The organism is Gimesia panareensis (assembly GCF_007748155.1).
Taxonomy (GTDB): Bacteria; Planctomycetota; Planctomycetia; order Planctomycetales; family Planctomycetaceae; genus Gimesia; species Gimesia panareensis.
The window spans coordinates 4,080,334-4,094,554 of the sequence record NZ_CP037421.1; the positions used below are offsets into that span (position 1 = coordinate 4,080,334).

10 protein-coding genes, 2 tRNA genes and 2 rRNA genes are annotated in these 14,221 nt (G+C 52.0%); 6 read left to right on the top strand and 8 right to left on the bottom strand.

Annotated features, from left to right (window positions below):
* Positions 1-144 precede the first annotated feature (144 nt).
* Positions 145-435, top strand: a complete 291-nt coding sequence (locus Enr10x_RS15190; RefSeq protein WP_145106211.1) for a hypothetical protein — start codon at positions 145-147, stop codon at positions 433-435.
* A 63-nt stretch (positions 436-498) separates the two neighbouring features.
* Positions 499-1,131: a CDP-alcohol phosphatidyltransferase family protein gene (locus tag Enr10x_RS15195; RefSeq protein WP_145450537.1), complete on the top strand. Its 633-nt coding sequence runs from the start codon at positions 499-501 to the stop codon at positions 1,129-1,131.
* Positions 1,132-1,171: 40 nt separating this feature from the next.
* On the opposite strand, the gene Enr10x_RS15200 is transcribed toward Enr10x_RS15195, so the two are convergent.
* The 6 genes from Enr10x_RS15200 to Enr10x_RS15225 all read right to left on the bottom strand — a co-directional run bounded on the left by Enr10x_RS15200 (position 1,172) and on the right by Enr10x_RS15225 (position 7,323).
* Positions 1,172-1,576, bottom strand: coding sequence for a carboxypeptidase-like regulatory domain-containing protein (locus Enr10x_RS15200; RefSeq protein ID WP_145450538.1), 405 nt, complete (start codon positions 1,574-1,576; stop codon positions 1,172-1,174).
* A 170-nt stretch (positions 1,577-1,746) separates the two neighbouring features.
* Complete coding sequence (locus tag Enr10x_RS15205) at positions 1,747-2,715, bottom strand: DUF1559 domain-containing protein (protein ID WP_145450539.1); 969 nt, start codon at positions 2,713-2,715, stop codon at positions 1,747-1,749.
* Between the two features lie 488 nt (positions 2,716-3,203).
* A 5S ribosomal RNA gene (gene rrf / locus Enr10x_RS15210) occupies positions 3,204-3,313 on the bottom strand.
* Positions 3,314-3,435: 122 nt separating this feature from the next.
* Positions 3,436-6,324: ribosomal RNA gene (locus Enr10x_RS15215) — 23S ribosomal RNA — on the bottom strand.
* 759 nt (positions 6,325-7,083) lie between these two features.
* Positions 7,084-7,156: transfer RNA gene (locus tag Enr10x_RS15220), tRNA-Ala, on the bottom strand.
* 93 nt (positions 7,157-7,249) lie between these two features.
* A tRNA-Ile gene (locus tag Enr10x_RS15225) sits at positions 7,250-7,323 on the bottom strand.
* A 252-nt stretch (positions 7,324-7,575) separates the two neighbouring features.
* On the opposite strand from Enr10x_RS15225, the gene Enr10x_RS15230 reads away from it, so the two are divergent.
* The 3 genes from Enr10x_RS15230 (at position 7,576) to Enr10x_RS15240 (ending at position 10,746) form a co-directional block, all read left to right on the top strand.
* Entirely contained in the window at positions 7,576-7,947 is a 372-nt protein-coding gene (locus Enr10x_RS15230) for a hypothetical protein (protein ID WP_145450540.1), read from the top strand.
* An 82-nt stretch (positions 7,948-8,029) separates the two neighbouring features.
* Positions 8,030-8,338, top strand: coding sequence for a hypothetical protein (locus Enr10x_RS15235; RefSeq protein WP_145450541.1), 309 nt, complete (start codon positions 8,030-8,032; stop codon positions 8,336-8,338).
* Between the two features lie 173 nt (positions 8,339-8,511).
* On the top strand, positions 8,512-10,746 hold the full coding sequence (locus Enr10x_RS15240; protein WP_197997219.1) for an acetylxylan esterase: 2,235 nt from the start codon (positions 8,512-8,514) through the stop codon (positions 10,744-10,746).
* An 11-nt stretch (positions 10,747-10,757) separates the two neighbouring features.
* Here the strand turns inward: Enr10x_RS15240 and Enr10x_RS15245 are convergent, their stop codons facing one another.
* Positions 10,758-11,702: a polysaccharide deacetylase family protein gene (locus Enr10x_RS15245; protein WP_145450543.1), complete on the bottom strand. Its 945-nt coding sequence runs from the start codon at positions 11,700-11,702 to the stop codon at positions 10,758-10,760.
* A gap of 155 nt (positions 11,703-11,857) precedes the next feature.
* Between Enr10x_RS15245 and Enr10x_RS15250 the strand changes: the two genes are divergently transcribed.
* Positions 11,858-13,435 carry a sialate O-acetylesterase gene (locus Enr10x_RS15250; RefSeq protein WP_145450544.1) on the top strand — a complete coding sequence of 526 codons (1,578 nt, stop codon included), beginning with the start codon at positions 11,858-11,860 and terminating at the stop codon, positions 13,433-13,435.
* Between the two features lie 179 nt (positions 13,436-13,614).
* Here the strand turns inward: Enr10x_RS15250 and Enr10x_RS15255 are convergent, their stop codons facing one another.
* The gene (locus Enr10x_RS15255) at positions 13,615-14,043 is read right to left on the bottom strand and encodes a hypothetical protein (RefSeq protein WP_145450545.1); all 429 of its coding nucleotides are present in this window, start codon (positions 14,041-14,043) and stop codon (positions 13,615-13,617) included.
* Positions 14,044-14,221 lie beyond the last annotated feature (178 nt).

Here is a 14,221-nt window from a genome sequence, read left to right on the forward strand (position 1 = left end):
CTATCATATCAAAAGCGAACCATATAAAAAGGAAACTTAACAAATCTCGGAGTTTTTCTGCCTGAACTTTGCTATACTGAGTCTGCCTCCCTCATCAAAGGCATCCTCCCTGATCACATTTTTCTCAGAAACTTCGAGGTTACCATGACGACTGCAGTCTGCTTTCAATGCGGCCATTTGAAATTCGGCTCGTTCATGCCCTGCGATCAATGTCAGGCCCGGCCCCGGACGGATGATGAAATGATCGCCTCGCTGGCAATGAGCGACCATTATTTTGACCAGCCGACTCTCGAGCAGATGGGGCAGTACATCCAGGAACATGGAGCGCCGCCCCGTCTTGATCCAGAATCGGAAAAAGTATTTCGCAGAAATTTTGAGGAGATCAAGGCGAGCGGCGCCCTGAACCAACTGTACGAGGAACTCGACGAGACCTGACAACAGGAATGGTCGACAGCAGGTTCGGGTCGCATTTCATGTCTGAACGAGGAGCGAAATCCGATGTGTTGTCAAAAAAATGCGACCAAATCCAGGGTTTCCGTGTATGCCAGCGGGGAGCAGTCGATGATGGACGCTTCCCAGCAGCGACGTCATCAGCTGTTGCTGCCCGTATTGAAACTGTTTGTCCGCTGTGGAATCACCCCCAATCTGCTGACCGGGCTCTCTTTGATTTGTGGAATCGGTTTCTGTTTTACTTTCGGGCAGACCTGGGAAGGTGCCCGGCTGGTGTCGTTCGGTTTACTGTTACTGCATGTTTTGCTGGACGGCATTGATGGTCCGCTCGCCCGTTTTCAGGGAACGGCCGGCAATCGCGGCTCGTTTACCGACACGACTTCGGATCAGTTGGTCGTGGCCTTCACCACGATCACGCTGATTCATTACCAGACGGTGAATGTCGTATCCGGGGGGCTTTATCTGTTGTTCTATACGGTGGTCGTGGTCTTTGCCATGATTCGCAGTTCGCTGGCCATTCCCTACAGTTGGCTGGTCCGGCCCCGTTTTTTTGTGTATGCGTGGATTCCGATCGACGTCTATTTTCTGCCGGGCACGTTGAATTATCTGCTCTGGCTCTGCGTGCTGCCCCTGGCGTGGAAATCGATCACCGGGTTTTACAAAATCCGGAAACAACTCTGAGGAGCTGATTCCGGATTGGTGCGCATACTGATTCTGGGGGCTATTTACTGGTCAGGTCGAATTGAAACTCGTTCTCCTGGTCCGCTTTGACGTCTGCCGTCAAAGTTGTCTGCTCGTTGTATTTGGCCGGGAGCAGTTCATTGCCGGGTTCTTCCGGATTTTTTTCTTTCGATATTTTGACAGTATAATTCCCCGGAGTCGCTCCAGTGGCGTCCTGGCTATACATCAGCTCGAATTTTCCGTTTTCATCGGTCAGGGCGAAAGCGGTTTTTCCCTGCTGAGGCTGAAACAGAATATTTGCTGACGGCAGCGGACTGCCATCGAGGTTCACAACGCCAGTGACCGTAGCCAGTTCGGGCAGAGATTCGCCGCCGGAACAGCCAGCCAGCCCCGCCAGGGCGAGCAGGCAGCAGACGATTTTTTTCTCAAACGGTATTTTTTTCATGACTGTAGCTGTCTTTCAATGAGATTTCCCCCCCCGTTTGCCAATGGATCGATCGAAGGTGATCCCTGCAAGCGATAGAAAAAGCAGCATGCCGGGGAGAGTTGAATCGAAAATCCCGCTGTCCCCGTATAATTACGGGGCAACGGGTTACGAATGAAACGTGGGGATTTTTAGAATTCGCCCAGAACTTCACCACCACTGGCGGAGATCAGGGACTGCACGATGGAGTTCATGTCGGCATTTTCGCTCAGGAACCGGACGGCACCATCGGCCAGCAGAATATGCACGCCACCAGTATGTGAACTACCGGCGCCCCAACCATAGACCCGCTGGCTATAGGCCGCATTCCGGGGACGATTGATCCCCTGGCCGGTGGGGCGGATGGAATTCGTATGGGTGTAGGTATCCCAGTAGGGACCAAAGCCGACATAGAGGTCAGACCCGCTGGTGGTTTTCTCAAAGGGAGTTTCGATCAACAGCATGGTGTTACTGGTTCCATCTTTGATGGCCGAAATCCGGGCTGATCCATCCAGGCCCAGGGCACCTTTTTTCGAATAGCTGTCTCCCGAGAAGGAACTGGTTTTGTCGGAATCATACTGATTGGCGGCAACGCCGTAGCTGGTGCGGTGCGCGCCGTTGGAAGTATAGCTGCCGGCTGCAGTCTCGGTTCCCTTGGGGTTGCCACTTTCGGAAGGGCAGATAAATACAGGAAGCGTGGAATCGAGCAGACCGAACTGGTTGGCTGTCGTAGGTGGGCTGGTATGACCGCAGCTGGAATGTTTGGCAGGCCCGCTGGGGATAGACCAGTTATAAAGATTGTAAAGGGGGGCCTGATCCAGAAACGGCAGGATCATCTGGAAACAGGTATGATTCAGGATATTGTCGGGGGCAAAGATCGAGGTGCACTGTGCACTCCCCGGGTTAATGGCAGCCGGAGGCAGGACCCGATGGGTGTCGTGATAATTGTGAAATGCCAGGCCGAGCTGTTTCAGGTTATTTTTACAGGTACTGCGGCGGGCTGCTTCACGGGCCTGTTGGACAGCGGGCAGCAGCAGGGCAATTAAAATAGCGATGATGGCAATCACGACCAGCAGTTCGATCAGAGTAAAGCCACGTTTACGGGACGAAAAATAAAACACAAAGGACTCCTGAATTGAAAAAACAGAACACAATCAACGTACGGATTCTCATTGATGTTCTCGACGAGAATTCAGCTACTGGCGAAATCGATTGTTTGCAGGAGTCCCGGTACTATCCCGGTGAGTGGTCCGCATACAGAATCCATTGCAAAGTCGAAACCTGGGGAACAGGTGGGAATTATCAGAGATTTCCAGTCGGAAATTGATTGGTCAGTGACGCAGAAAGAAACGCAAGCACCCTTTTCTTTCTTAACTTTACTTCTTTATGAGAATCTTAGCATGCGACCTGGGGAGAGGCAATCAACGGGTGCGTGATTCTCTGCGAAATTGAAGTAATTCAACATTCCCAGAGGCGGATAAAATGAATTTCTGAAGCGAGAGTTCGGGACGCGTTTGGTTGTGGCAGGATTGAGGGAGTGTGATTTGTCTGAGTTGAGTATGGCGCATAAAAAAACTCCTTACTCAGAAGAGCAAGGAGTTTTAAAAATATCCGGCAATAACCTACTTTCGCACTGGTGGGCACTATCATCGGCTCTGTGAGCTTAACTGTCGTGTTCGGAATGGGAACGCGTGTGGCCTCACAGATATGGTCACCGGAATTGACAGAGTCGCCAACCAAATGGCCGCACTACTCTGCCTGGTGTATAAAAATGGTAAAAGTAACAAGTAACGTTCTGTGACATAGATATTGTTCTTAGCGTTTTTGATGTAAAAATCAAAACGGCTAAGCATTCGTCCATTAGTACCGGTCAGCTGAGATGATTACTCACCTTACACATCCGGCCTATCAACCTGGTAGTCTTCCAGGGGACTCAAACGAAACCTAATCTTGGGAGAGGCTTCGCGCTTAGATGCTTTCAGCGCTTATCCTGACCGTACTTAGCTACCCTGCGGTGCCACTAGCGTGACAACAGGAACACCAGAGGTACGTCCCTCTAAATCCTCTCGTACTAAAGAGAAAACCCCTCAAGTTTCGTGCGCCCACAGAAGATAGGGACCAACCTGTCTCACGACGGTTTAAACCCAGCTCGCGTACCACTTTAATCGGCGAACAGCCGAACCCTTGGGAGCTTCTTCACCCCCAGGATGTGATGAGCCGACATCGAGGTGCCAAACCACTTCGCCGCTATGGACGCTCGGAAGTGATCAGCCTGTTATCCCCAGAGTACCTTTTATCTGTTGAGCGACGGCCCTTCCATTCGGAACCGCCGGATCACTAAGTCCGACTTTCGTCTCTGCTCGACTTATAGGTCTTGCAGTCAAGCACCCTTCTACCTTTGCGCTCTACGCCTGATTGCCAACCAGGCTGAGGGTACCTTTGAGCTCCTCCGTTACTCTTTAGGAGGAGACCGCCCCAGTCAAACTGCCCAACTGAAACTGTCCACCGCCCAGATTCATGGGTCGGTGTTAGATACCAAATAGGTCCAGGGTGGTATTTCAAGGGCGGCTCCACGAACACTAGCGTGCCCGTTTCAAAGCCTCCCACCTATCCTACACAAAACATATCTAGTACCAATATCAGCCTGCAGTAAAGGTTCATGGGGTCTTTCCGTCTTTCTGCGGGTACGTGGCATCTTCACCACGACTACAATTTCACCGAGTCGCTGGTTGAGACAGTGCTCCAGTCGTTACTCCATTCATGCAGGTCGGAACTTACCCGACAAGGAACTTCGCTACCTTAGGACCGTCATAGTTACGGCCGCCGTTTACCGGAGCTTCGGTTGCGAGCTTCGCCCGAAGGCTAACCCTCTTCCTTAACTTACCGGCACCGAGCAGGAGTCAGACTCTATACATCCTCTTACGAGTTCGCAGAGTCCTGTGTTTTTAGTAAACAGTCGCCAGAGCCGATTTTCTGTGGCCTCCAACAGCGTGAACCATCGGAGGCACCCCTTATCGCGAACTTACGGGGTCAATTTGCAGAGTTCCTTAACCAGCGTTTTCTCGAGCGCCTTAGGCTACGCGCCTCACCTACCTGTGTCAGTTTTAGTACGGTCGGTTATGCTTCAATCCTTAGAGGCTTTTCTTGGTTATGCGTCATATGACTTCGTCATCATTGGACTCGAGTGAAAGCCTTGGTCTGATGTGGCGGATTTTCCTATCCACGACCTTGTCTTCCCCTACGGGCATTTCTGTCAGCCCGATCACAATCTACACAACGTCCCCCCATCGGTCCACATATCCGGCGCAGGAATATTAACCTGCTCTCCATCGTCTACGCCTTTCGGCCTCAACTAAGGTACCGGCTAACCCTGGGCGGAATTACCTTCCCCAGGAAACCTTAGGTTTGCGGCGAACAGGATTCTCACCTGTTTTATCGTTACTCATTCCGGCATAATCACTTCCAATACCCGACACCGCTCCTTACGGTACGGCTTGTATCTGTATTGGAACGCTCTCCTACCACTCAGCATAAGCTGAATCCGCTGCTTCGGTGTCTTGCTTACTCCCGTTCATTATCGGTGCTAAAACACTCGACCAGTAAGCTATTACGCACTTTTTAAATGATGGCTGCTTCTAAGCCAACATCCTGGCTGTCACAGTATCTTAACATCCTTAGTGACTTAGCAAGACTTTGGGACCTTAGCAGGCGATCTGGGTTGTTTCCCTCTCGACCACGAAGCTTCTCCCTCGTGGACTGACTCCTGAGATAGTCGTAATGGTATTCGGAGTTTAACTAGGGTGGGTAGGCGGGAAGCCCCCCAGTCCAAATCAGTGCTCTACCCCCATTACGTAGTGGCTCAAGGCTAGCCCTAAAGCTATTTCGGAGAGAACGAGCTATCTCCAGGTTTGATTAGACTTTTACTCCTCCCCACAAGTCATCCCCCCAGTTTTCAACCTAGGTGGGTTCGGTCCTCCACGCAGTCTTACCCGCGCTTCAACCTGCTCATGGGTAGTTCACCTGGTTTCGCGTCTACCGCCACTGACAAAACGCCCTATTCAGACTCGCTTTCGCTGAGACTACGGCCCGGAAGGCCTTAATCGAGCCATTGACGGTAACTCGCCGGATCATTATGCAAAAGGCACGCCGTCACACGTATCCGAAGATAACAGTGCTCCGACAGCTTGTAAGCGTATGGTTTCAGGTTCTTTCCCTCCCCTAACAGGGGTTCTTTTCATCTTTCGGTCACCCTACTTTTCACTATCGGTCATCAGAGAATACTTAGCCTTAGGAGATGGACCTCCCAGATTCAATCCGGATTCCACGTGGCCGGACCTACTCGGGTACCTGTCGGAAGTCTGTTCACTTTCAAATACGGGACTGTCACCCTCTATGGTTTCGCTTTCCAACGAATTCTTCTAGCAAACAGTTTTGTAACTCCACAATGACAAGCCCCACAACCCCGCCATGCCGAAGCAAGACGGTTTAGGCTAGATTCGCTTTCGCTCGCCGCTACTAACGAAGTCGCTGTTGCTTTCCTTTCCTGCGGTTACTGAGATGTTTCAGTTCGCCGCGTGTGCCTCATATGCCTATGTATTCAACATATGATAATTCAGGAACCTCGGGATCAACGCTCGTTTGACAACTTCCCCAAGATTATCGCAGTCTTCCACGCCCTTCATCGCCATCTGATGCCAAGACATCCCCCATACGCCCTTAATAGCTTAGCCGTAATAATTTTTACCTCACACTCGACACTTTGCCTTCGCGGGAGCCAAAAACATTACAACCCGATTTCAATTCACAAGACCTTGCATAACAGCCTTGCACTTGAATCGTTTGCCTAAGAACAAATCTCGTTCAGCAACACCATTTCCGAAGAACTGGTATTGCAACTTGAGAACTCTATGTTTATAGATGCCACTTATTACTTTTACCAAATTGTCAAAGATCATCGACCCTCTGGGTCATACCCCAGAGAGAAACAGCCAACCTAAATCAGCTGAATCAGAGCCAGCAGTGCTGAAGCTGATTCAATCGACTTAAGTCAGCTGAGAGAGTCATTTTATCGTCGCCTCTCAGCGAGTCAACTGTCCGGGAGATGATTTTTGAAAAAGTTTTCCAAATCCCCCCGAGCAGTTTTTGCCGCAAACCTTTATGCGACAACCACTTGCAGGAAACAACTTTTGTTAACTTCAAGTGAAGGAGCGGGATCTTAACCTTTCCAAAACCGCCCGTCAACTCATGGAAACCAAAATTTCCAAAAAGTGTTTCAAATCCCTCCGGACAGCTTTTTGCCACAAATCTCTTTGCAACAACCACTTGCAGCCAACAACACTTGTCGACCCCAAATGGGGGAGCGGGATCTTAACCAGTAGGAAACCACTCGTCAACTCACGGGAACTAAATTCCCCAAAAGCTTTTTAGAATTTTTAAGACCCGTTTTTAAAAACCTCTGAAGGTAAACGGAGCCCTCTAAAAAACCTGAATGGAGACGACCGGGATCGAACCGGCAACCTCCGCCTTGCAAGGGCGGCGCTCTCCCAGTTGAGCTACGTCCCCTCAAAAGACGCCAACAATACTATTGCCGGCAAAACCCATTGTGGCAAGTTAATTCTGCCAGACAAGTGGGATTCCTCTTAGAGAGTAAAAAAATGGGCGTACGTGGATTCGAACCACGGACCTCAGCTTTATCAGAGCTGCGCTCTAACCAACTGAGCTATACGCCCCAATAAGAGGACGCGTATTCTGTCTTCTTATCTGTGTGCTGTAAAGTCACTTTCGGCACTAGTTTTACAAAAAATTACTTTTTCTTCACCGTATTCTGACACACTGTATTTAGAGAGGTTCAGCCCCTGCTCTTGATTTCCCTTTTTTCCCGAAAACACCCAACGCTGACTCCCGGGGAGGCGTAATGTAGGCAGAAGCGTTCAACAGAGAATTTTAACTGTCGCCATTATCACCTATGGAAAGCTCTGACCATGTGCTGCTCGCTGTTTAAAATCAGTTTATCGCTGCTGCTGGCAGCCAGCCTGATGATTCCCAACAGCTGGTGCTGTCAGGCACTGGAGCAGCAGGATCTGCACGCAGCCGTGCCTCATGCACCGGAACACCTGCACCACACGAGTCAGGACCAGAAGCCGGTGAGCACGGGCGGCAGCCACTCTCATTGTGACGAAACGCTCTACTCTGCGACTGGCAAAGCCCGGGTTTCAGTCAGCTCCGCTCCTTTTGTGGGCAGCGAAACCATCGCTGCGAGCACGCACTCTGCTCAGGAGCTGATCCTGGCCGGGCTGGATGCCCCCTCTTCCGCACGACCTCTGCATCTGATGAATTGTGTCTGGCTCTGCTGATCTCAGGAAATCGCTTCCTGCTGAGATCAGATCAATAGAAGAACCAGAACACGATTTACCATCAACACAGAGGAGATCCGTCATGTTGACCAAGATCTTTACCGCTACCATATTGTCCGTTGGCGTGGGAATGACCGCTTCTGCCAGTACGCAGAACACCTCTTTCCACAAGAATCACTGCTCCCTGAATCACAAATCCTGTCAGGCAGGCCTGGTCTGTCACCAGACGAACCCCCGGCCGGACTGCTGCCAGACGAAACTGGCCTGTTGCGAACATGCCCTCCAGCAACAGGCGGCTCAAAACAGGTGGCTGGAAAGCCTGGAGACGACCCGGTTCACGGGAAATGCGTTTCACATCGAGAGACCAACGGCCAACAGCCCGCCCTGCTGATGCATTCTACCTCCTGAAAAGATAGATCGTGTCTATCTTTGCACTGATCCCCTGCAGTTTTAAGCTTCCTGCAGGGGATTTTTTTATGCCATTCGGTTTGAGATTCCCCCACCGCTGCGCTACGATAGTTCAGGCACTTTCACATGACGATTGTCTCGCAATTAAGGTCAGCCATGAATCGTTTGTCCGTCTGTCGTGTTCTGCTCCCTTCCCTGATGTTCCTTCTCAGCAGTGCGGTTGCAACTTCTGCCGAGCCGGTCCCTCAAGAGCTGCAACCCTGGCTCAAATCACAGTCATGGCAGCGGGATACGACAGGACCGATCCTGGAATTGGGCCGACTGGGCTCCTACGACGACCGGCATATTTTTGCCCCCTGTGTCAGCCAGGAAAAGGGAACCTACTCCCTCTGGTATTGCGGTTCGACCGGTCTGGTCAAAGACCGGATGTTCGTTGTGGGACTGGCGAAAAGTGACGATGGCATTCACTTCCGCAAAAGCAGACAGAACCCGGTCTTCTCTTTCGGCGATGGTGAGCATTCCGTATTAACGCCCACCCTGCTCCGCTCCGCCGACGGTCAGACACTGCGGGAAAACGATCGGCTGCGAATGTGGTTTTCTGCCACCGACTTTCACGACGAAACAGCACTGCACCAGCTCTACGAGACCACCAGCCTTGACGGAGTCACCTGGACTGAGCCCGGTTCTGATAATCTGAAACACGTGTATGCCCCGACGATTCTGAAAACGGGCCGCACGTATCAGATGTGGTTTACCGACGTCTCGCAGGACCCCTGGTGCATCCGACATGCTTCGAGCCTGGATGGCAACAAGTGGCGCGTCTCCCCCGATCCGGTGCTGGAACTCGACCAGGACTGGGAATCGGGGCGGCTGTTTTATCCCACGGTTCTCAAGCTGGGTGATGCTTACCTGATGTGGTACGGCAGTTACTGGACTGAGCGGAAAAATACGACGGCGCTCGGTTTCGCGGTCAGCATTGATGGATTGAACTGGTATAAGCACCCCGAAAACCCGGTCCTGCGTCCCGATCCGGAGCGGCCCTGGGAATCGCACTACGTGACCAGCCAGTCGGTGATGCAGTTGCCTGACAAGAGCTTTCGCATCTGGTACGCCAGCCGCAAACAGCCTCCGTTCGTGAATAAATATTTCGCCATCAACACCGCGCATTGGGCTGGTCCTGCCGCTGAAGACGCTCCTGCTGACAAGAATGAACCGCTCCCCAAACCCGCCTCGTTCCACAACTGGAAACAGGAGACCCGCACTAAACTCAAGGCGATGCTGGGCATTCCCGAAACAAAAACGGCCCTGCAAAGCGAGAAACGGGGCGAACTGGAACGGGACGGCCTGGTCATGGAAAAGTGGGTCTTCACCAGTGAGCCGGGCTCGCGGATTCCAGCAGTTGTGTATCGGCCCAAAGAATTGAAAGCCCCTGCGCCAGCGATCGTGCTGACTTACGGTCATGGCGGGAGCAAAAGCCAGTGGCAGTACAATTACGCGGCTCAAGCCTACGCGAAAGCGGGTCTTGTCTGCCTGGCCATCGATCCGATCGGCGAGGAAGAGCGGCATATTCAGGGGCGACTGGGCACGCGGGCTCACGACCCGAAAGACGTTCATGAACGGGCCTGGAACGCGGGGCGACCGATCATGGGTAAGCTGGTGTTCGATACGATGCGCGGGATTGATTTTCTCGAGGAACGGAAAGACGTGGATCCGAGCCGGATCGGCGTTGCCGGCAATTCGCTGGGGGGCGCGGTCGCGAGCTGGATGGCGGCGCTGGAACCGCGCATCAAAATGGCCATCGTTTCCGGCTGGGCTTATGACAATGTCACACTGCGGAGCAAGTATTGCACGAAGGTCCCCAACCAGCGGATGCGGGAACTTTGTACGTGGCCGGAATTCCTGTCGCTGGCGGCGCCCGACTGTGCCGTGCTGGTGATGAATGGAGACGCTGACTGGATCATCGACTCTGATGACGACGGAACCGCCTGGCGAGGAACGCGTGCCGCAGTCAAGCGGGCCGCGCAAGTCTATGCCGACCAGGGCGCCGCGGGGAAAGTCAAAGCCTGGTTTGAAGCGGGAGGTGGCCATCGTCCCTACATGGCTCACCCCGATGCCCTGCTCTGGATTCACGAGCAACTGGGGACTCCACTGCTGACCAAAGCACAGATTCGGGAGCTGCCGACCGTCAATTCAGGCCGCTGGTGCGATGCGCAGCAGATCAAACTGGAGCGACTGTACGGCACCGATCTGCATCAGCGGGGTGCGACGCTGGCCGACTTCGGGTTAACGCCCATTGACCGCAGCCAGCTGGCGTGCCTCAAACCGGAGGAACGAGGCACACCCGCCTTTACGCTGGAAGGCTGGCTGTCGCAGATTGAGCATCACGAATAAGCGATCGAACCTTATTCCGCAGCCGCGAGCTTCTGTTTCGCCATTTCGTGGAACTCTTTCCAGGTAATGACTTCGATCCCCAGATCCTTAATCTCTTTGATGACTGCGGGATCGGTAAACACGCGGCGGTCGCCATCGCGACGGGAAGAACTGTGCGTGATGTTCTGCAGTTCCTGGTTATTGATGCCGCAATGAATGATGATCTGCGTGACGCCCGGCTTCAGTTCGCGAATCTTTTCCAGGTAGGCCTGCTTCCGCTTGTCATAGTCGGGTTCGCCGTAAAACTGAACCAGTTCATCGAGCACCGGCAGGCCGTTCTTATCCAGTACTTCCTTAAGCTCCTGGGCCTTCTCTGCAATCACCGGATACTTTTTGGGATCGAGATTTTTTACAAACAGGACTGGCAGCTGATACTCGATCCCCAGGTTGACGTACATCTCCAGCAGGTCGGGACGGCTGACGACGGCCCCCATGTGGGTATCCAGATGGGAGAGCGGCACGCCAAACTTGCGAGCCCGCTCGATCTGCGCCCGCAATTCCTTTTCGGCGTCTTTGACATTCACGTGCCGCATCACCTGTGGCACATTGTCCCAGAGATAGTTTTCTTCATCGATCAGGCTGGGTACCTGATCCCGCGACGCGACCGGCCCCCAGCGATAGTTTTTCCATTCGGAGTTCAGAGTCAGGTGAATGCCGAAATCCTGTTTGGGATTTTTCTTGGCATAGGCGGCAAACTCCTTGAACCAGGGACAGGGAACCATAATGCTGGCGGAAGAGACGATGCCCTTCTGCATGCCTTCAATGGTTGCCAGATTCACTGAGTGCGACATTCCGGCGTCGTCAGCGTGAATGATCACGTACCGTTTCTCGTCCGGCTTTTTGTTTTCCGCCTGAACTTTGGAGAGAAAACCGAGGCTCAATACCAGGGACAGCAGCAGGGTCAATTTACGTTTCATGAATCACCATACCAGTTTAGAAGAAATGAATTGACAGAATTGATGTCACGATTTGAATGGATTCGCTTGAAAAATCAGCGTGCTCAGTTCAAGCTATAAGAGGAACGTTGTCCGTTACCACTTCTCTATCTTACTCATCCTGCAAGGAACCACAAATGAATTGTACTTCCGCGAAACGACTTGCAGCCATGGTGCTCGCACTGAGCTGTCTGTATCTGATTAATCTAAACGAGGCGCAGGCGAAAATCAAACTGCCGGCCATTATTGGTGACCATATGGTCCTGCAGCAGGGCCAGAAAAACCCGCTCTGGGGCTGGGCCGAGCCTGGTGAAAAGGTCACAGTGACCGTCGACGGCCAGTCTCACTCCGCCACCGCTGACGATAAAGGCAAATGGCGCGTCACTCTGGAACCCCTGAAAGTGGGTGGTCCTTACGAGATCACCATCAAAGGGAGCGACACCATCACACTGAAAGATGTCCTGTCCGGCGAAGTCTGGATCTGCTCCGGCCAGTCGAATATGGCCTGGACAGTCTCCAACGCCAACGATGGAGACCTGGAAATCATGACCGCCAATTACCCGAAAATCCGATTGATATCGGTTCCTCAGGTCGGTACCCAGGAAGCCCAGGACAACTTCAACGGCCAATGGGAAGCCTGTTCTCCCGCGACGGTACCGAATTTCTCAGCCGTGGGCTACTTCTTCGGCCGCCAGTTGTACCAGACCCTCAACGTTCCCATCGGCCTGATTGACAACGCCTGGGGTGGTTCTTCCGCAGAAGCCTGGGTGAACCGGAAGCGTCTGGAAGACGAACCCGCTTTCAAAGCGATGCTGGAACGCTGGAAGCAGACCGAAGAAACCTACAATCACGAGCAGGCCGTTGCCGCTTACAACAAACGGCTCGATCAGTGGAAAGCTGCGGTCAAGAAGGCCAAAGCAGCTGGAAAAGCCGCCCCTAATCGTCCGCGTGCTCCCCGCAACCCGCTGACCGGTAACCATCGTCCGGCCAACATTTACAACGGCGTACTGCACCCGACCATCGGTTATGGCATCAAGGGTGTGATCTGGTACCAGGGTGAATCGAATGCGAGCCGGGCTTACCAGTACCGGAAGCTGTTCCCGTTCATGATTCAGAACTGGCGTGACGAGTGGAATCAGGGCGACTTCCCCTTCTACTGGGTGCAGCTGGCTGACTTCCGTGCGGAAAAACCGGAACCGGCTGAAAGTGACTGGGCCGAACTGCGTGAAGCGCAGACCATGACCATGAGCAAGCTAAAGAATACGGGCGAAGCCGTGATTCTGAACCTGGGTGAAGCTTCCGACATCCATCCCAAGAACAAACAGGATGTGGCGAAACGCCTGGCCCGCTGGGCCCTGGCCAACGATTACGGCGTGAAAGTGGTTTACCACAGCCCGCAGTACAAATCGATGGAAGTCAAAGGCAACAAAGCGATCCTGACGTTCGATCACGTGGGGGGTGGACTGGATACATTCGACGTCACGACTCCAATCGGATTCACTATCGCCGGCGAAGACAAGAAATTTGTCAAAGCCAATGCGAAAATCGTGGGCAAAGACAAAATCGAAGTCTGGAGCGATGCGGTCTCCGAACCGGCATCGGTCCGCTACGCCTGGGCCGACAACCCGGTCTGCAACGTGCAGAACAAGGAAGGCCTGCCGCTGACTCCGTTCCGTACGGACGACTGGCCCGGCGTGACGATCAATGTCGAGTAATTCTCGAGATCATTTTTTGAGAGACGAAAACGCCTCGGGGATCTTTTCCCGGGGCGTTTTTTTTGTAACTTTTCTTTGAAGACGCTTTTTTAAGCCATAACGGAAACTAAATACTTGACGTTAATAGTTGAACAAATCTGATGTTAATTATTTAGGATAAGACATTTATCAGAACATTGTTACAACCTATTTAAGTAAATATTGTCGCCGTCTTTGATAACTTTCCCAATCACTTGAGACTCTTCATCTCCAGGACTGGTTACGAGAATTTCATCTCCATTCTCTATATGCTGCATTAAATATTGTGACAGGTTCACACTGTCGTTCGCTCCCATTTTTATATCAGTTATGCAATCTTCTGAGACACAAATTATCTCAGGATCTCCTGTCCAGTCCTTTGGCACATCAAATCGTTGAGATTTGTCTATAACCTTTTTTTCACCATCAATTAAATACCGATATAAAAATTGCTCCCCAGCTTGATTCGTATGCAGCATCCAATATTTTTTAGTTGACTGACATTGGTAAATAGTAGGTTGGTTATTTTGATTAACTCTCTCTAAGAAAGCATCAGGATCATCTGGTGATGTAATTTTGAAATGCGTCATACATGCCCCTCGCGTTTATTGTTTGAGTATCATATGTTAGCAGCAAATTACACATCCAGCCACTAATACACATGGGAACACACATCGCAATCCAAACAAAGTATAATGAACACTAAACCAGATAAATAATCAGGAATTCATGACATTCAAACATATCACTAAGGGAGCAAATAATTTC

What these genes read in the sequence shown, in the direction of transcription:
- Enr10x_RS15245 (WP_145450543.1), bottom strand. Translation starts at nt 11,702, where the DNA reads ATGAAACGTAAATTGACCCTGCTGCTGTCCCTGGTATTGAGCCTCGGT.
- Enr10x_RS15230 (WP_145450540.1), top strand. Translation starts at nt 7,576, where the DNA reads ATGTGCTGCTCGCTGTTTAAAATCAGTTTATCGCTGCTGCTGGCAGCC.
- Enr10x_RS15200 (WP_145450538.1), bottom strand. Translation starts at nt 1,576, where the DNA reads ATGAAAAAAATACCGTTTGAGAAAAAAATCGTCTGCTGCCTGCTCGCC.
- Enr10x_RS15235 (WP_145450541.1), top strand. Translation starts at nt 8,030, where the DNA reads ATGTTGACCAAGATCTTTACCGCTACCATATTGTCCGTTGGCGTGGGA.
- Enr10x_RS15255 (WP_145450545.1), bottom strand. Translation starts at nt 14,043, where the DNA reads ATGACGCATTTCAAAATTACATCACCAGATGATCCTGATGCTTTCTTA.
- Enr10x_RS15250 (WP_145450544.1), top strand. Translation starts at nt 11,858, where the DNA reads ATGAATTGTACTTCCGCGAAACGACTTGCAGCCATGGTGCTCGCACTG.
- Enr10x_RS15195 (WP_145450537.1), top strand. Translation starts at nt 499, where the DNA reads ATGTGTTGTCAAAAAAATGCGACCAAATCCAGGGTTTCCGTGTATGCC.
- Enr10x_RS15240 (WP_197997219.1), top strand. Translation starts at nt 8,512, where the DNA reads ATGAATCGTTTGTCCGTCTGTCGTGTTCTGCTCCCTTCCCTGATGTTC.
- Enr10x_RS15190 (WP_145106211.1), top strand. Translation starts at nt 145, where the DNA reads ATGACGACTGCAGTCTGCTTTCAATGCGGCCATTTGAAATTCGGCTCG.